Consider the following 18,348-nt stretch of genomic DNA (forward strand, 5'->3'; position numbering starts at 1 on the left):
ATGACCGCACCTCGGCGGTGTGCGGTGAGCCGATTCCCCACACCGCTGTCGTACACCAGAACAGAGAGGGACAGACGTAACATCTCGTGATGAACCACCGTCCACTGCTGTCGGTCCTGCTTTTCTCTCGGCTTTTTGGGTGAGCACTTTGCCCGGACACGGTACGTCCGGCACTTCGCCGCCCCGTCGGTCGATGCCGACCTCGGCTCAAGGAGAGATCTCATGCCCATGCCGCAATCCATGCGCGCGCTCGTAGCCGGAGAGGTTGGCGAGCCGGCCGATGTCCTGCGGCTGGAATCCCGGCCCGTTCCCACACCGGAAGCCGGCCAGGCGCTGATCCGCGTGAAGGCGACTCCGATTCACGCCAGCGATCTGCATGTGCTGCGTGGCCGCTACGGTTTCACCCCCGAGTTTCCCACCGTCGGGGGTCACATGGAATGCGTGGGCCGTATTGAGGCCCTGGGCTCGGACACCGAGGGACTCAAGATCGGCGAGCGCGTGGTGACCGTTGCGGTCCCGGCGGTACCCGGGCCGCATGTGGCCGGCACCTGGCAGGAATACCTTGTTGCCGACACACGAAGGCTCCTGCCGGCCCCCGACAATCTGAGCGATTCCGACGCCTGCCAACTCGCCGTCAATCCGTTGACCGCGCTGCTACTGGTGACACGCGAACTCGACGTACAGCCGGGTGAATGGATGTTGCAGACGGCCGCGGGCTCCACCGTCGGCCGGCTGGTCATTCAGCTGGCCAGGCATCTGGGCATTCGGACGATCAATGTCGTGCGGCGGCGCGATGCCGTTGCGGAGATCAAGGCGCTCGGCGGCGACGAGGTCATTTGCACCGAGGACGAGGACCTGGTGCGGCGGGTGGCCGAGATCGCAGGACCGGAAGGCGTGCGCAAGGCCATCGACTGTGTGGCGGGCCATGTGGGTGCCCAGGTGTCCCAGGCGCTGGCTCCTGGAGGAGAGGTCATGGTCTACGGCGCACTCTCGACCCATCGGCAGACCGACCCGGCAGCGCTGACGATTCCGTTGTCTGCGCGCTCGGTCATCTACGAGACCAAGGTCGTCCGCGGCTTCTGGCTGAACCGCTGGTTCGGCACTTCCTCAGCTGCGGATGCGCTGCGCGCGCTGTCCCAGGTCCGCGATCTCGTCGCGGATGAAGTGCTGAGCATCCCCGAAGGCCGGCCGTTCCCGCTCGAACGCTTCACTGAAGCCATCTCGCTCGCCGAAACACCGGCACATGGCGCCAAACCACTCTTCGTCTTCGACGACGGCCGGAACGAACATCACGGGTAGAACGCCGTCCGCATCTTCGCCGCGGGTGCCTCTACGGCAGCCCATCCGCCCCATGGTCGACGCGGGCGGCGGCTACGGTCACGGTGATTGCCGTACTCCGCTGCTGTAGAGCACCACGGTGGAAGACGAGAGACACGGCACCTCCGTGACTCTCCGCCGCTTCCCGCCGGATCGGGCACGCAACGGGCAGGAGAGCCGGCCCACCGGCGCGATACGTTCACTGACGGTCCCGAGGGAGCAGCGCGGGCTTCTCCTCCTGGTTGCGCGGTCGCCGGCGCAATCAGCGGCACATCACGCGCCCGCCCAGGTCGTAGGCGCCGAACAGGTGCAGTACCTGTGCGGGCCCGCGCAGATCGCCCGCCGCCTCGGCCTGGGTTCCCTTTCGGGTCTCGTACAGACAGCCCCGGCGCCAGGCTCGGTCCCCGACCCCCTCAGCGACCCCACCAAGACCTCGGCGACCACGAACCCGCCCGCCGGCGGCACCAGCAGGCCCACCAGCTGTGCCCCTGTACGGCATCCCGGAGACCAAGGCGGGACTCTCCCAGCAGCGTTGTGGCCGGCTGTCTCCACGGGTCCGACGCCGCACCCGGCAGCCGGATGTTCCCGGTGGGCGGTGCCGTCGTCGATGGCGCGGCGTCAAAGACCGGCCGCGTGGGCCGGGCCGGCGAGCAGCCTCCCCCGCGTCCGGGGGCGCCGGTGCGCTCCGGACCTGGCCCGGGCGATTCCCACTGTGTCGTATCTCATGAGCGCACTGGGAACCATTCAGTGGGGCCCGGAGTCTAGGGAAGTGCTGTTGGCGCAAGTGAGCGGAGTGGGTACAGGCATGCGACGGTTCAGAAGTCGGGCGGCTGTGGTGCTGCTGGCGGGGGCGATATCGGCGAGCGCGTGTGCCTGTAGCGCGGGCGGGTCGGCCTCGGGGTCGGCGGCGGCCCTCGACGGTGGCGTGGGTACCGGGGGAAGCGCCCGGCCGACGGCCGGTTCCAGCCTGTCGTCGAGCCCCTCGCCGGTGCAGTCGTCAAGTCCCTCCCCGACGCGGCCCTCGGGCCCGCCGCTGCTGCTGGACTCGCTCGCCCCCGCAGACCGCGCCACCGTGGGCGTGGCGATGCCGGTCTCCGTCGTCTTCACCCACCCGGTAGCGGCCAAGGCCCGGAAGGCCGTCGAGCAGCATCTCAAGGTCTCGTCGTCGGTACCGGTCACCGGAGCCTGGCACTGGTTCAGCGACCGGCGCGTCGACTGGCGGCCCGAGCAGATGTGGCCGTCGGGCGCACACGTGACCGTGGACGCCGCCCTCGACGGCGTGGGCGACGGCAACGGACGCTACGGTACGCACGACTACCACCACAGCTTCACCATCGGCGCCGCGGTCAAGGCCACGGTCGACGTGCCGGGGCACTCGATGAAGGTCTACCGCAACGATGCGCTGATACGCACGATGCCCATCGATGCGGGCAGCCCGAGCTTCCCGTCCTGGGACGGCACCATGGCCGTACTCGACAAGGCGCGGTCGGTGCGGATGACCTCCTGCAGCGTGGGCATCACCTGCGACCCGAAAAATCCGGAGTTCTACGACCTGACGCTGCCCTGGGACGTCCACCTCACCTACTCGGGCACCTACGTCCACTACTCGACCGGTGACCCGCAGCCAGGTCACAGCTACGGCTCGCACGGCTGTGTCCACCTGTCGCTCGCCGACGCCAAGTGGTTCTACGACTACGTGAAGCAGGGCGACCCGGTCACCATCACCGGCTCCCCCCGGGGCAAGGCCGCCGGCGACAACGGTTACGCCGCCTTCAACCTCTCCTGGTCGCAGTGGCTGGCGAACAGCGCCACGGGAGCCCAGACCACGAGCGCCGCCTGACCGACGGTCTCCCCGTCCTGACGCCACGGCCAACCACGTCACCGGTCCGGACTGCCGGCACCCATCAGGCCGCCGGGCCTGACGGGTGCTGTCCCACCGTCAATTGGCAGACGCCGCCCACGCAGTGGCCACAGCGTCACACGCACCGCCGCCTGACCCGCCCGCGGCATCATCTCGGAACCGGTGATGCCGCGGGCGGGAAGGCGTGGCGCAGGGTGTGGTCGTCGGTCGGACACTCGACGCTGCCGAGGAGCGTGAGCAGGCATGCGTGCCCGGGGATGAGGCCGGCCGGCGAACCGGCCGAAACGCTGTGCACATCACCGAGGATGCGTACGTACGGTGTCCGGCTGCTCCAACCGGGGCTCGTGCCCTGGCCCTCCATCCACGTCAGCGGAAGACCGCGCCGTAGCGCGAGTGAATCAAGAGCCGGCAGAGGGCGGGAACCCTCGGCCCCACCGAGGAGCTCCGCTCTCTGCACGTCACCCCATGGCCGAGTGCACGTTCACCGGCAACGTTGCGAGCCGGGTCTGATGCTGGATTGAGTGCCGTGGGCGACCTCGCTACGTGTTGCGGCACTGTCGTCCGGCAGAGATACAAGGAGAGACTCCTTGCCCTGTCGCAGGCCGCGCCGTGTCCGGGCTCCTGGCGAAAATCGGTCGTCGACGGCTGCCACAGGCCGCTAGCGTCTCCCGAGTGACCAGTGAGCATGTGCGCGTGGTGTGGCTCTGCGGGCCGTCGGGTGTGGGGAAGACCTCCGTGGGCTGGGAGGTGTTCACCCAGCTGAGTCGCAGCGGCGTCAAGACGGGTTTTCTTGACCTCGACCAGATCGCCTTGATCCCTGGTGGCGGCACTCATGGGCTCCGGGCGCGGAACCTCGCCGCGATGTGGCCCAATTTCCGGTCGTCGGGAACCCGGTGCCTGGTTCTGGCGGGCTTTGTCGACACCGTGGACGAGGTTCGCGAGTACACGGAACTGCTCCCGGACGCCTCGTGGACGCTGTGCCGGTTGCGGGTCGGCGCCGGTGAGCTCAAGGAGCGGTTCCTGGCACGCGGATGGTTCGCTCCGGAGCTGGCAGACGAGGCCGTAGCCGGCGCGATGGCGCTGGACAGCAGCGGCCTCACCGACATCTGCGTGGACACCGACGGGCTCGCCGTGCCCGAAGTGGCCCGGCTGGTCATCGAGCAGGTCGGGAGCCGGCCGGACGCTGCCCCGGCGTTGACGTCCGGCAGCGTTGATCCCGTCGCGACAGCGGTCTCCGCAGCAGCCCCGGCCGCCGTGCTGTGGTTCTCCGGAGCGACCGCAGTCGGAAAGTCGACCGTGGGCTATGAGGTCTTCAGGCAGGTTGCCCGTGCCGGCGTCCCAGTCGCCTATCTCGATCTCAAGCAGATCGGCACCGTGCGGCCCGCTGCGGACGACGATCCCGAGTACCACCGCCTCAAGGCGCGCAACCTTGCCGCACTCTGGGCCGGCTATCGCGAGGACGGAGCCCGGTATCTGATCGTTTCTGGAGACGCCGACCGTGATGACACGGTGAGCAGGTACGCGGACCTGCTTCCTGGAGCGACGTTGACCGTGTGCCGACTCCACGCCGGGCCCGCGACTCTGGCGGAGCGGGTTGCCCAGCGGGGCCGGGGCGGCGGACCGGTGGTGCCAGGTGACGAGATCAGGGGGCTGAGCCACGGTGCACTGCAGCGCATCGCCGAGCGGGCGGCACACGATGCCGAAGCGCTTGAGCGTGCCGGGGCCGGCGAACTGCGCGTGACCACGGACGACCGGCCGGTGCAAGACGTGGTTGGACAGGTCCTGGCGCACATCGGTGGATGGCTTGAAGTAGACGGAACGTGAGCGCACCGGGCGAAGCTCCGACACCTGGGCGCGTCAACAAACCCCTGGCGCGGGCAGGCACGCGCGCCGCTCGGCGAGATGCTCATCGAGCGGGTCGGCCACGGCCTTCCGTGCCGAGTTCACCGTTCATGGCCCAGTTGATGGAGAGACGCAGCCGGGCACCCTGCGCGGCCCAGTGCCATCCGCGTTCGGGATCGGCGTGGTCGGTGAACCGGGCCGGCGTGAGCAGCTCGACTTCCTGCTCCTCCGTGCCCCCTCGTGCGAGGGGGCACCTCCTCGGACGGTCCCGGGTCGGCCTCAACCGATGATGTGCTCGGGGACGGCCAGGTCCGGGTTGACGAACAGGCGGGTCAGTGTCGGCGCATCGTCCTCGGAGCAGGCATCGGCGACCAGGTCGATCAGCCGGTCGTAGTCGGGTCCGGTCCTGCCCTGGTAGGCCGCGGTCATACGGCCCCACTCGTCCCAGTTCAGCGTCTCCAGCTTGCAGAGTGCAGCGAGGTCGCGGACGACGTTGCCGCTGATCTCATGCGGCCCCCAGGCGTGATCTGTACCGGCGGTGCCGAACGTGTTCGGGTCGATCACTCCGTCTCGGTGTTGGGCCCATGCCTCGCCACCGGTGAGGAACTCGCCCGGCGCGAGGTCGTCCGGGTGGGCGACGAAGTCCCTGCCGAGGTGTTCGGTGTCGACGCGCACCCATCGACGCTGGTCATGGTGCCAGTACTCGGTGACCCAGTGGTCGAGGCCTAGCCCCTCCCGGAAGTAGGTGCCGAAGCCGCACCGGGCGCGGGAGGCGATGCCCCGGGCCCGCAGGATCGCGCAGGCGATCGTGGCGAAGTGACGGCAGGTGCCGATCACCCGCGTCTCGGGCGTTCGCGGCCGGTGCAGCGGAGCCGGGTCCAGGGCCGTCAGCACGGCAATGAGTTGATTGACCGGCCGGATGTTCTTCTCCGCGATCCGATCTTCAGGAATCCCCAGGGTCCTGGCCTCCGTGGGCTGGATGACCAGGCCCTGAACAGCGAGGCAGATGCCGACGGGGTCGTCCGGCAGTTGCTCGATGAGCCGCAGTTGCGTCGCATCCAGGGTCGTGAAGGGTCCGGGCTGCGAGTAGTCGAGTACGCCGTCGGTCATAGCCGGGGATGGTATCGGCGCGGTCTGACATCTGGACCGACTCGGCCGGCCCCTGCCTCTCGGCCGACTGTGACGCTCATTCGCGGGCGGTGCACCCGCCCCGGAACGACTGCTGGACACCGGCCGAGCACTCCGGAGACGCCACCCCGGATGGCGTGCAGCACTGTCTCGGCCCAATCCCCCGGCGGGCACACGGCCGTGCCGGTGACCGGGGCGGCCACACCATCAGCCGCTGGAGCAGGCACAGCCGTGCTCGCCGGGACGACGCCGGTGACGTGGGCAGCCTAGGCCTTGGTCCCCCGGCCCTGCGGCACCCGCAGGGTGACGCGGGTCCCGCCGCCCGCGCTGGTGCTGATCCTGAGCTGCGCGTCGAGCAGGTCGGCGCGCTCCCTCATGTCCCACAGACCCATGCCCGTGGAAGGCGGTTTGGGACCGCCGAGGTGCGGTGGCATTCCGGTGCCGTCGTCCGTGACCGACGCGGTGAGGACCCGGCCGCTGCCGTGCAGTTCCACCAGGATGCTCTGCGGGTCGGCATGCTTCACCGCGTTGGTCACCGCCTCCTGCACGATCCGGTAGACGTGGACCTGGGCCTCCGAGCTCAGCCCACCGGCGAAGGAGTCCCAGTCCGGTGCCACCCTGATGTCCACCTGGACCCCGAAGGTCTCGGAGACGCGCCGGCACAGCGCCTCGATGGCCGGCCGCAGCCCCAGCTGGTCGAGGACGGCGGGGCGCAGCTCGGAGATCAGGTGGCGCAGGGAGGCGATCTGGTTGCTGACGAGGCTGCGCGCCTGGTCGATGGCCTCCCGGATGGCTGAAGGCTGCCCGCCGGCGGCCGCGGAGGCCAGCACGACCTGCACCGCGCCCAGTTCTTGGAGCGTGTCGTCGTGCAGCTCGCGTGCCCATCGGCGGCGTTCGCGCTCCTCACCGTCGCGGCGCGCCCGGGACCGCTCGCGCTCCAGTTGGCGGCGGCGCAGTGTCGTGCGGCGGCCGGAGGAGGCGGCGAAGGCGATCAGCATCAGCGGCGCGACATGCAGGATGTTGAGGATCGGCTCCTCGGTGATCCGGGCCAACCCCCACCGCCAGCATCAAGGAGATCCCGCCGACGATCGCCAGCCAGGTCCGCCGCGCCATGGTGGACATGGAGGCTGCGGTGAAGAAGAGGATCGCGGCCGCCAGGGAGAGGACAAGTTCGGACTGGAGCGGTTGGTCGGTGACCTCCAGCGCCAGGGAGGCCACCAGCAGCACGGTCCCGGCCGCCTCGGTGACCAGCCGGGCCCCCTCCGGCAGCGCCCAGGTCACGTGAGCAGCCCGCGTTCCCGGGCCGCCGTGATCAACTCGGCCCGGGTCTCGACGTGGAGCTTGTCCCGGATCCGGGCCCGATGGGTCTCCACCGTCCGCACGGACACATACAGGCGCCGTGCGATCTCCTGGTTGGTGTGGCCGAGCGCGAGCAGGGAGAGCACCTCGACCTCGCGTCCCGTGAGCGGATCTGTGCCGTCGGCCCCTTCGCCGGTCATGGCCAGACGGGCGCCCATGGCCGGCTGCACATAGGTGGCGCCCCTGGACACCTGGCGGGCCGCGGCCAGCAACTCCTCGCCGGCCGCCTCTTTGAGGAGGTACCCGGTGGCGCCGGCCCGCAGGGCTTCACGGGCGAACGCCGGGTCCTCCTGCATCGTGAGGACCAGGATCCGCGTCTCGGGTGATGCGGACAGCATGTCGGGAATCACCGGCAGGCTCGAACGGCCGCCCATGGTCAGGTCCAGGACCAGCACGGAGGGACGGTGTCCGTGTACGGCCTGCAGCGTTTCGTCGACCGTACCGCTCTCGGCGACGACATCGAACGTCCGATCCTGGGAGAGCAGCAACCGCATGCCTGCCCGGACGACCAGATGGTCGTCTGCGAGCACCACGGTCGTCCGTGGGGTGGCGCCTGCGTCGGTGCCGGGGCATACGACGTCCATAGCAGCAACGGTAGGCCACCGAGCGGGTCGCGGTCGGTTCGAGAGGGAGGCCTGCGGCGGCCCCACAGACAGTCTGCGGGTGACCCGCAAGGCGCTGCGGCCCGGCCGCAGTCGCGGGGGTGGGGATCACGGAGGGATTGCTGCGGAAGAGCGCCGATCCGGTACGGCGGGGCGGGGCGCACGCTGGGAGACGTCAGGTCACCCCGGCAGAACGCCACCCCAGGAGGTCGTCATGACTCCCCTTGCCTCCCTTGCTCCCCTTGCTCCACCGTCCCCCCGCACGACGTCGTCCCCGGCCGCTCCGGCGGAAGCCGCCCAGGACATCTTCCGTACCGCGCAGGCGCTGGCCGACAACGCCGTGCCCGGCCTGGCCGACCTGGCCGCGGTCGAGGTCTCGGAGCTGGCACTGCACGGGGACACCGCCCCGCCAGGGCCTTGGGACATCCATGCAGCCTTCCGCCGCGCCGCCTTCCGGTCCGTACCGCTCAAGGCCGGTGGGGCCGCGTACATGGTCGGCGAGGTGAGCCGGCTGCCGTCCAAGACCCCGTACCTCAAGAGCGTCAGGGATCTGCGGCCGCGAGTCGTCCGGGAGCTGAGCCCGCAGCCCCACTGGCTGGCGCGGGATCCGGATCGGGCGCGTTGTATCGCCGAGACCGGCATGCACTCCATGATCGTGCTGCCACTGGCCGTCGAGGGCGCGGTGCTCGGGCTGGTGACCTTGTACCGGCGCGCCGACTCGCCGCCCTTCGAGGCGCAGGACCTGCGGGTCGCCGGCGACCTCGCGGCACGCGCCGCCCGGTGCCTGGACCTGGTGAGGCGCAGTGCCCAGGAGAAGTCCCTGGGCCGGCTGCTGCAGCATTCCCTGCTGCAGGAGGAACTGCCCGAGGTCAGCGCGGTGGAGGCCACCCATGGGCAGGTCTCGGCTGAAGGGTCTCCCGGAGCGTGGTTCGACGCCGTCCCGCTGCCGAGTGCGCGCATCGCCCTGGTGGTGGGCGTCGCCCACGGCGAGGGTCTGCTCGCCGCAGCCGCGATGGGCCGGCTGCGGGCGGTGATCAGGGCACTGGCCGCACTGGACATGGAGCCGTCCGAGCTGCTGGCCAGGGCGAACGCGGCAGCGGCGGAGGACCGGTCGTCCGCTGCCTGCACCCCCGCCGCTTCCGGCGAGGGGCAGGAGACCGGCGACCACTGCCTGTACCTGCTCTACGACCCGGCGAGCAGGCACTGCACCGTCTCCCGTGCGGGCGCTGTCGCCATCCATGTGATCGCCACGGACGGAACCGTGAGCGCTCCCGACGTCGCGGCCCACCCGGCGCTCGGCTCGTCGGACCACCTCTTCGAGGCCACCGAATTCGATGTCCCGCCGGGCACCACCCTGCTGCTCAGCAGCCAAGGCCCTGGCCTGGCGGAACCCGGGTCGCAGCCCTCGCAGCTCCAGGAGGACCCGGGGTGGCCGGGCTGGCAGGTCTCCGGGAACCTCCTGCTGGATCGGTTGCTCACCGATGACAGCCCAGCGCTGCTCATCGCCCGCACCCAGGCGCTGGCGCCCGACGACGTGGCCTGCCTTCCCATCCCGCACGACCCCGCGGCCGTGGTCGAGGCCCGCAACTGGACGCGGCGGCAACTGGCGGCGTGGACGCTGGACCGCCTCGACGCCACCACCACCCTGGTGGTCAGCGAACTCGTCACCAACGCCATCCGCTACTCCAGCGGTCCGGTGGAACTGCGCCTCATCCGGGACCACATGCTCATCTGCGAAGTGGCGGACACCAGCAGCGCCGCCCCGCACCCCAGACACCCGACGGTCAGTGACCAGCAAGGCCGCGGGTTGTGCATCGTCACCCAGCTCACCCGGTCCGTCGGGACCCGCTACACCCCGACCGGCAAGATCGTTTGGACGGAGCAGCCCCTGTGACGCGACCGTGAGCCCAGGCCAGGGCATGGAACAGGTCCCTGAGGCCGGTGCGCTGGTGAGTGGGTCCGTCGCGCCGCAACCCCGCCTCCACGGGCCGCCGGGTCGAACCGTCCGCCGCGACAGGCAGCGTCGGCTGCAGGGGCCGCACCGTCCACAGATGCCCGCCGATCGCCGTTGCCGCTGCTCGGAGAGTGATCGAGAGCCCGATTTCAGCGGTTGCCGACAGAAAAGCGAGGGCTGGAGGCCGCAGGTAGATTGGGACCATGCTGCTGCCGGGGCATCCCGCGGTGTTTCTGGGCCGGCGTGCCGAGTGTGCATTGTTCGACCGCTGGCAGGACGCCGTCAGGTCGGGTCGAGGTGGCGCCCTTGTCGTCCTGGGCGAGCCCGGTATCGGCAAGTCCGCGCTGCTCGACCACATGGCTTCGACTGCGGTCGGCTTCCAGGTGGTGCGGGCCGCAGGTGTCGAAGCGGAGGCGGAGCTGCCCTTCGGGGTGCTGCACCAGGTGTGCGCGCCGTTGCTGGCCACGCTGGAGCACCTGCCCGCACCGCAGCAGGACGCCCTGGCTGCGGCCTTCGGACTGCGGACAGGGACGGCACCCGACCGCTTCCTGCTGGGCCTGGCTGTGCTGGGACTGCTGTCCGAGGCAGCGGCCCGAACGCCGCTCATCTGTGTGATCGACGACGCTCAGTGGCTCGACTCCGGTTCGGCCCAGGCGCTGACGTTTGTGGCGCACCGCGTCGGTGCGGAGCCCCTCGGCATGGTGTTCGCCACCCGCCGGGCCGGCGGGGGTCTGCGCGGGTTGCAGGAGGTGGAACTGACCGGCCTCGGTCCGGGCGACGCCCGCGCGTTGCTGCACTCCGCGCTGCACGTGCCGCTGGACGAACGGATCGTGGAGCGGATCGCAGCGGAGGCCCAGGGCAATCCGCTGGCCCTGCTGGAACTGCCCTGGACCATCACGGCTGCCGGGTTCGCGGGCGGTTTTGGCCCGACGGACACCGCAGCGCTGCCGGGGCGGATCGAGGACAGTTTCCGTAGCCGGGCCCTCGGCCTTCCCCCGGCCACCCGAATGCTGCTTCTGGTGGCCGCGGCGGAGTCGACCGGCGAATCCGCGCTGCTGTGGCGCGCGACCGCCCGTCTGGGCATCGGGGCCTCGGCCTCGGCAGCCGCCGAGGCCGCCGGGCTGCTGTCCATCGGCACACAGGTGGTCTTTCGCCATCCCCTGGTGCGGTCGGCTGTCTATCGGGCAGCTTCGCCGTCGCAGCGGCGGGCCGCGCACCGGGCTCTGGCCGACGTCACCGGCCCGTCGGACCCTGACCGGCGTGCCTGGCACCGCGCACAGGCCGCCGCCGGCTTCGACGAGGAGGCCGCAACGGAGCTCGAGGGGTCGGCTCACCGGGCCCTTGCACGCGGCGGTATCGCTGCCGCCGCGGCATTCCTGGAGCGGTCGGTCGCGCTCACTGCCGACCCCGCCGCCATGGCGGAGCGGGCGCTGCGCGCAGCACGCGCCAAACAGCAGGCCGGGGCTTACGACAGCGCTCTGCACCTGCTCGCCCTGGCCGAACGAGGACCCGCGAACGAGCTGCGGGCCGCCAACAGCGAGCTGCTGCGCGGGCAGATCGCCCTGGCCCACAGTTTCGGCGGCGGCGCCACCTCCGTGCTGCTGCGCGCTGCCCGCCGCTTCGAGTCCATCGACGTCTCCTGCGCCAGGAACGTCTATCTGCAGGCCCTGGCCGCAGCAATGCTTGCCGGCCGGCTGGGCGACGAGTGCGCAATCGCGGAGGTCGCCCGCTGCGCTCGCCGGGTGCCCGCGGCGGCCGTGCCACGCGCGTCCGACCTCCTGCTGGACGGACTGACGCTCCTGATCGCCGAAGGCCGCGACGCCGCGGTTCCGGTGTTGCGCCGAGCGGTGTCAGCGTTCACCACGGAGGAACTCGCCCCCGAGGAGGCGCTGTACTGGCTGTGGCTGGCCGGCCACGGTGCCGGGCTTCTCTGGGACGACCAGGCATGGCGACTGCTGGCCACGCGGCTGCTGCGATCCTGCGAGGAGCGAGGGGCGCTCAGTGTTCTCCCGATGGCCGCGGCCACACGCGCCGGGCTGCACCTGCTGAGCGGGGAACTTCTGCAGGCCGCGTCGTTGGCCGGGACCGCCGCCGACGTCACCGCCATGACCGGGGCAGGCCCCGTCCCGTACGCGGAGGTGGGGCTTGCTGTCTTTCGCGGCCGGGTGGATGAGGCCGCCGCAGCGATCCGTACCGCGACCCGGGACGCGACGCTACGGGGCGAAGGCATGGCGCTGACCTACCTGCAATGGGCCGGCGCCGTGCTCCACAACGGTGCGGGCCGGTACGATCTGGCGCTGGAATCCGCCCGCCAGGCCGGCGCCGACTCCAGCGTCCAGCGGATCCGCAACTGGGCACTGGCCGAGCTCATCGAGGCGGCCGTACGAACCGCGCACCAGGACCTGGCCGACGAGGCGCTGCGGGAGCTGTGCCGGACGACCCGCCTCTGCTCCAGCCACTGGGCCGCAGGCGTCGAGGCACACTGCCGGGCTCTGCTGGCCGTCGGCGCGGACGCCGAGGACCTGTACCGGACGGCCCTGGATCAGTGTGAGCGCACCAGCCTTCGTGCCGAGGTGGCCCGCGTGCACCTTCTCTACGGGGAGTGGCTGCGGCGCGAGCGCCGCCACGTCGAGGCACGAGGCCAACTGCGGCAGGCGCACGAGATGTTCGTGCGGTTCGGCATGGACGGTTTCGCCGACCGGACTCGCAGCGAACTGTCAGCAGCCGGCGAGCCCACCCCTAAGCGCCGGTCTCCCTTCGACGAGCAGCTCACTCCCCAGGAGAGACGTGTCGCGACGCTGGCGGGCGAGGGAGCGACCAACGCCGAGATCGCCTCCCAACTGTTCATCAGCGCGAGCACGGTCGACTATCACCTGCGCAAAGTCTTCCGGAAGCTCAAGGTCTCCTCGCGCACCCAGCTCGCCCGACTGCTGCAGGACAGCCACCCGGTATCCGGGGACATGGATCGGCCCTGACGCCGCACCATCGGCGGACTACGCATTCACGTGGTGCCGTCGGACGGGGGCTTCGCCTACCGTGATGAGTGATTCGGCACGGCGGAGTGCCGGCGGCACACAGTCGGCCGTACCTCCCGCGTCACACCGCGGAAGCGAGCGGCCCGCCATGGTCCCGCCCCTGACCGCTCGACGGAACCTCAGCCACTGAGGCTGCCTTCTGCACTGGCGGCTCGGTGGCGGACCGGACGGCGGTCCGTCGGCCGAGCGCACCCGCAGCCGACCTGTTCGGCGGCGCCGCCACACCCGCGCGGCAACCGCCCACGATCGTTGCGCGACCCCACCCATCAAGAGAGGCGGTGGGCACCATGTCCACCCCGCCCGTCCACGCGACCCAACGCATGGGCGAGACCCTGGCGCAGTACGGCGTGCCGTACATCTTCGGCGTCCCCGGAAGCAGCTTCGACGGCGTCCATGAGGCCCTGGCTGCCGGCGGCCTCGAACTCGTGGTCTGTCGCCACGAACAGAGCGCGGCCCTGATGGCCGCCGCTGTGGGGCTGCTGACCGGCACACCCGGAGCTGTCCTGGTCACCTCGGAAGCCGGCATCCCCAACCTGATGTCCGCTCTGCTCACGGCGACGACCGAGCAGTACCCGGTGATCGCTCTGCACAGTGCCGCACCCCGCCGGGACCGCCCCGAGCGAACCCACCGGCCGCTGGACGCCCTTGCCGCACTACGACTGGTCACCACCTACACCCGCGAGGTCAACGACCCCGACGAGGTCCCCGAAACCATCGCCAACGCCCTGCGTGCGACGGTCACGCCACCCCGTGGTGCGGCCGCGGTGGTGATGCCTGCTGATGTCGCAGGCACGCCCACCTCCGCAACCGTCGCCCGGCCGCACAGGCCGCCTTCCTCCGGTGCCGCTCCCGCCGAGTACATCCACCGAGCCGCACAGATCATCCGCGCCGCACAGCAACCCGTGCTGCTGGCCGGGTTGCGTGGGGCAGATCCCGAGGCGTGCGCCGCGCTGCGCGAACTGATCCGCGTCACAGGCCTGCCCGTGGTGGAGACCTTTCAGGCGGCGGGCGTCGTCCCGCGCACACTGGAAGAGCAGTACGCCGGCCGGGTCGGCCTCTTCCGCGACCAGCCCGGGGACGTCCTGCTGGCACACGCCGACGTCCTGATCACCGTCGGTTACGACCCCGCGGAGTACGACCCGGGCCTGTGGAACACCGACCCGGCCCGTACGGTCGTCCACATCGATGCACTGCCCGCCCAAATCAGCAGCCACTACCGGCCCGCGCTGGAACTGCAGGGTGATGTGGCCGCGACGGTCGGCGAGCTGTCAGGGGAGCTTTCCGGGCTGCCGATCGGCGACCGGACCCGAGGTGCAGTGGCCGAACAGCGCGCCGCCCTGGCCGCCATCGACCAGGAGGCCAGAGCGGCCCCGGCCACCGCTGCCGGACTCAATCCCGCCGCGGTGATCCTGAAGATCGCCGACAGTGTGGACGACGACGCCACCGTGGTGTCCGACACGGGCCCGCACATCTACCTGGCCCGTCACTTCCGCGGACACCAGCCGCGACACATCGTGCTCTCCAACGGCCGTCAGACACCGGGGGCCGCCCTGCCGCAGGCGATGACCGCCGCGCTGCTGCGGCCGGGGACCCAGGTGGTGTCGGTCTCCGGAGACGACGGGTTCCTCTCCAGCGCGCCGGAGATGGAGACCGCCACCCGCCTGGGCCTGCACGTCACCCACGTGGTCATGCGGGACAACGCCTACGACATGGTGGCCTTCCAGGAGCACCTCAAATACGGCAGGACCACCGGTGTCCGGCCCGGCGAGTACGACATCCCCCTGTACGCGGGGGCGTTTGGCGCCAGAGGAATACGGGCCGAGTCCATGGATGCCTTCGACACCGAACTGCGCAGGTCCCTCGACCCGGGCGGACTCTGCGACCCCGGCATCACCGTCATCGACGTCCCGGTCGACTATGCACACAACGCAGAACTCTTCGCGCAACTCCACGACGGCACTCCGCAGTGACGGGTCGACGACGGCAGCCCAGGGTGCGGCCCACACCCCCCTCGACGCATCGTGGCCACGACGCCGCGGACGCCCGCTGGTTCCAGGCGGCAGCGCCAGGGGCCGCCGCCCGCCGTCCCGACCGTCGAGCAGCAGGCACACATACCTGGTCGTTCGGCGGGCCCCACGACATATATGACAGGAGATCCCCATGACGACGCACACACACATCACGACAAGCGCAGGCTGGGCCGCGACTCACCGTGAACTCGCCTTCAACCTCTCGAAGGTACGGCTACGACCACTCATCGCGGTCGGGGTCGCTTCGGCCGTACTGCTCGGCATCACCTTCGGGGGCGTGGTCATCCCCGCGGATGTGCACCTGGAAGCGCTGTTGGTGGCGGTGCCCGCGCTCAGCGCAGCGGCGGACAACGCGCGCACCACCGTCGGCATGACCGCCCTGGCCTGTCTGGGCGTCGTCGCGGTCGACATCGACGTCGGTCTGCGCAACTCACCGACCCTCCCGATCGACGTGCTGGTCCTGCTGGTCGTCTGCGCGCTGGTCCTGGTCTTCCGGCGCATGCGGGACACGGACCACCGCATGCTCCACGCTGTGCGCTCCGTCTCGGAGACAGCGCAGAGGGCGCTGCTGCCCCCCTTGCCCGGCCGCGTGGCGGATCTGGACATTGCCACTGCCTATCGCTCAACCGCCGCCCACGCGCAGATCGGCGGAGATGTGTACGCCGCCGAACGTGTCGACCGCACGGTACGGCTGCTCATCGGTGATGTACGCGGCCACGGATTGGCGGCAGTCGACGACGCGGCGGCCGTCATCGGTTCGTTCCGCGAAGCCGCGCACCGCGACGCAGAGCTCGAACAGGTCGCCCTGTCCCTGGACACCAGCGTGCGCCGCCGGGTCGACCTGGCGGAACAGGCCGAGCGGGCCCAGCGGGCCGACCAGGCCGACTGCAACGCCTCGGAGCGGTTCATCACCGCTCTCGTCCTGGAGATACCCGAGGACGTCCCCGTCGTCCGCGTGATCAGCTGCGGTCACCCCGACTTGATGCGGTCCCACGGCTCGGACGTGGACCTGCTGGAAGCACCGCAGCCGGCACCACCGCTCGGCCTCGGCTGCGGCCGGACGGCCTACCAGGTCAACACCTTCGCCTTCGAGCCCGGGGACACGCTGCTTCTGCACACCGACGGCCTCCTGGAGACCCGCGACCCGGCGGGCGTCTTCTACCCTGCCGTGGACCGTTTCGCACTCCTCGCCGAGGACGAGCCGCAGCGCCTGATCGAGCGTCTGATGAGCGACCTGACCGTCCATGCCTGCGGGGAGGTGCGGGACGACGTCGCCATGGTCGCGGTACGTCGCCGGGCCGTACCGTCGACGGAAGGCGCCGACGAGAACGCCCACCCCGCAGGTCCCGTCGCTGCCGAGTTCGACTGATGCTCTGGACGGGTACCACCTGCCGGCCAAGACAACCAACGGGTCGAGCCCCCGCCTCCTCGCGCCGGCGAACGCCGACCGAGCCTTTCCCGCAGCGACTGCAGCCCCCAAACTCGACGCCGGAGGCCGTGCGACACAGCCGACCGCCCGGCGGGGGCGGCGGGGAAGCGCTGGAGCCCATGGTCGCTCCACGTCTCTGCGTACGTGGCTCTGCCCAAGAGAATCGACAGCAAGACGGTCATCACTCTCGACGGCGCCGGGCGGTCCGGAAGCTCCAGCCGTGAGCGGCCCGAGGCCCGATCACGCCGGACCGCCCCAGGGCCTAAGGTGTACCGGTGATCTTCAAGAAGAGGCAGGCGGCCCCGGGCCTGGCCGCCGCGGTGTCCGAGCTGGAGCAGGCCGTTGCCGCTCGCGACGGTGCCCACACCGAGCGTGCCTTCAACGCCGTGTTGAAGGGTCTTCAGTCGGCGACGGACGCCGAACTCGTCGCGGCGGGCCCCCGGTTGGCCGCTCTCCTCCCTGCCTTCCCGCCCACCGGCCCGCGCCCGATGCTGGCAACGGCGGCCGGCTTCTGCGTGGAGCGTGGGGCCGATCCGACGGCCTGCGCCGAGCCGATCCTCAGCGGCGTCCACCAGGACCTGCTCGACGCCCTGGAGTTCGCCCGTCGCTGGACCGCCGCCGGCGAGCCCGGGGACGAACTGCCGGAGCCCGACGAGAAGATCATCGACGACGCGCTGTTGGCCCGCCTGGGCAGTGACGCGTACGAAGCCAGGCGGCTGGCGCTGGCCTGGTGCTCGGTTGCGGAGTGGCAGCCGCCCGCGCTGGCCGTACTGTGCCGCAGCGCCGAGGTGCGCCGTCGGCACGCGTCCGCACTCCTCCCCGCCTGCCGCGAGCTGGCAGGCCTGGAGCAGCACGACCTCAAGTGCCTGGCCTACGCGCTGGCGGTCCTGGACGATGAGCCCCTGGTGGTGCTGCACCGGCCCACCGGGACCGGCTTCGAGGTACGCATCGGCGGCATCGGGGACAACTTCCAGTTGCACACGCTGCTCGCCCACGTCCTCGTCGGCGGCGGCCACATACCCGGCACCGCGCCTTCGGCGCAGAGCGTCCGACTGGCCACGGACCCGGAGCCCGCCCGGGGCCGCACCGAGACCGTCGCAACCGGGGTCTTCGAGCTCCTCGCTCCGGACGGCGGGCGTATCTGGAACGAGGGGCTGCCCGACGACATCCCCACGGTGGAGGGATGCCGCCTGCTGGTTCTGGACGAGCCGATGTACCGGCGCAGTTGGAACGCCGACCGCTTCTTCCCGATGCTCCCGGGCACGGCCGAGCTGACCAGGGTCCTGTCCACCCACGAGGCACAGACCTGGTTCGCCCGGACCTCGTCCGGCAACGGGACCTGACGGACGTCCCGACTCGGTGGGCCAGGCCGCCACCGCCCGGCGGCGTGCGGCTGCTGCGACCTACCGACAGGCCGCGGCGGGACCAGAAGTCCAGAATCCGGGCAGCCGAAAGGCAGCACCACTCGGCCAAGGCGCTGCTCGGCAGTCGCCGTACCAACGTCCGCCCCGCGTGGAGCGGCTTGGCCCGTGGGAATTCGTCATCTGAAGCACCGCGAGAGGCGTGCCTTCGGTCGCGGAGTACGGCCGGGTCACCGGCCGGTCGGGCTGCCGTCCTGGTCGCCCTGCCCGGAGGCCCTGGGGAGGTCGTTCTCCACCCGCGGGAGGCTCACCGCGATCAGTCCACCGCGTCGGAGGGGGTGAAGGTGGCGGCCCTGTCGATGCGGTCGGTGGCGAAGGGGTCCGGGCGGGCAAGGCGTCGCGCCGTGCTTGTTGTACCCGCGCCCCACAC

General features: G+C 70.9%; 12 protein-coding genes. 9 read left to right on the forward strand and 3 right to left on the reverse strand.

Annotated elements, in window-relative coordinates:
* The first annotated feature begins 222 nt into the window (after positions 1-222).
* The 3 genes from AB0761_RS00590 (at position 223) to AB0761_RS00600 (ending at position 5,002) form a co-directional block, all read left to right on the forward strand.
* Positions 223-1,299: a zinc-dependent alcohol dehydrogenase family protein gene (locus tag AB0761_RS00590; protein ID WP_377266832.1), complete on the forward strand. Its 1,077-nt coding sequence runs from the start codon at positions 223-225 to the stop codon at positions 1,297-1,299.
* Positions 1,300-2,305: 1,006 nt separating this feature from the next.
* Positions 2,306-3,157 (forward strand): Ig-like domain-containing protein, encoded by an 852-nt coding sequence (locus AB0761_RS00595; RefSeq protein ID WP_377266833.1) that lies wholly within the window; start codon positions 2,306-2,308, stop codon positions 3,155-3,157.
* 756 nt (positions 3,158-3,913) lie between these two features.
* Positions 3,914-5,002, forward strand: a complete 1,089-nt coding sequence (locus AB0761_RS00600) for a hypothetical protein (protein WP_377266834.1) — start codon at positions 3,914-3,916, stop codon at positions 5,000-5,002.
* 297 nt (positions 5,003-5,299) lie between these two features.
* On the opposite strand, the gene AB0761_RS00605 is transcribed toward AB0761_RS00600, so the two are convergent.
* Positions 5,300-6,130, reverse strand: a complete 831-nt coding sequence (locus AB0761_RS00605) for a transglutaminase-like domain-containing protein (RefSeq protein ID WP_377266835.1) — start codon at positions 6,128-6,130, stop codon at positions 5,300-5,302.
* 284 nt (positions 6,131-6,414) lie between these two features.
* Positions 6,415-7,200 (reverse strand): sensor histidine kinase, encoded by a 786-nt coding sequence (locus AB0761_RS00610; RefSeq protein WP_377266836.1) that lies wholly within the window; start codon positions 7,198-7,200, stop codon positions 6,415-6,417.
* Between the two features lie 80 nt (positions 7,201-7,280).
* On the opposite strand from AB0761_RS00610, the gene AB0761_RS00615 reads away from it, so the two are divergent.
* On the forward strand, positions 7,281-7,433 hold the full coding sequence (locus AB0761_RS00615; RefSeq protein ID WP_377266837.1) for a hypothetical protein: 153 nt from the start codon (positions 7,281-7,283) through the stop codon (positions 7,431-7,433).
* Here the strand turns inward: AB0761_RS00615 and AB0761_RS00620 are convergent.
* Complete coding sequence (locus AB0761_RS00620) at positions 7,426-8,091, reverse strand: response regulator (RefSeq protein WP_377266838.1); 666 nt, start codon at positions 8,089-8,091, stop codon at positions 7,426-7,428. The genes AB0761_RS00615 and AB0761_RS00620 overlap by 8 nt on opposite strands.
* Before the next feature lie 232 nt (positions 8,092-8,323).
* Between AB0761_RS00620 and AB0761_RS00625 the strand changes: the two genes are divergently transcribed.
* The 5 genes from AB0761_RS00625 (at position 8,324) to AB0761_RS00645 (ending at position 17,900) form a co-directional block, all read left to right on the forward strand.
* Entirely contained in the window at positions 8,324-10,003 is a 1,680-nt protein-coding gene (locus tag AB0761_RS00625; RefSeq protein WP_377266839.1) for a SpoIIE family protein phosphatase, read from the forward strand.
* Between the two features lie 263 nt (positions 10,004-10,266).
* The gene (locus AB0761_RS00630) at positions 10,267-13,038 is read left to right on the forward strand and encodes an AAA family ATPase (RefSeq protein ID WP_377266840.1); all 2,772 of its coding nucleotides are present in this window, start codon (positions 10,267-10,269) and stop codon (positions 13,036-13,038) included.
* A 347-nt stretch (positions 13,039-13,385) separates the two neighbouring features.
* A complete protein-coding gene (alsS, locus tag AB0761_RS00635) occupies positions 13,386-15,068 on the forward strand; it encodes an acetolactate synthase AlsS (protein ID WP_377266841.1) in 1,683 nt (560 codons plus the stop codon).
* A 190-nt stretch (positions 15,069-15,258) separates the two neighbouring features.
* Positions 15,259-16,497 (forward strand): PP2C family protein-serine/threonine phosphatase, encoded by a 1,239-nt coding sequence (locus tag AB0761_RS00640; protein WP_377266842.1) that lies wholly within the window; start codon positions 15,259-15,261, stop codon positions 16,495-16,497.
* 335 nt (positions 16,498-16,832) lie between these two features.
* Complete coding sequence (locus AB0761_RS00645; protein WP_377266843.1) at positions 16,833-17,900, forward strand: hypothetical protein; 1,068 nt, start codon at positions 16,833-16,835, stop codon at positions 17,898-17,900.
* Positions 17,901-18,348 lie beyond the last annotated feature (448 nt).

It is taken from the genome of Peterkaempfera podocarpi (genome assembly GCF_042466665.1).
Taxonomy (GTDB): Bacteria; Actinomycetota; Actinomycetes; order Streptomycetales; family Streptomycetaceae; genus Peterkaempfera; species Peterkaempfera podocarpi.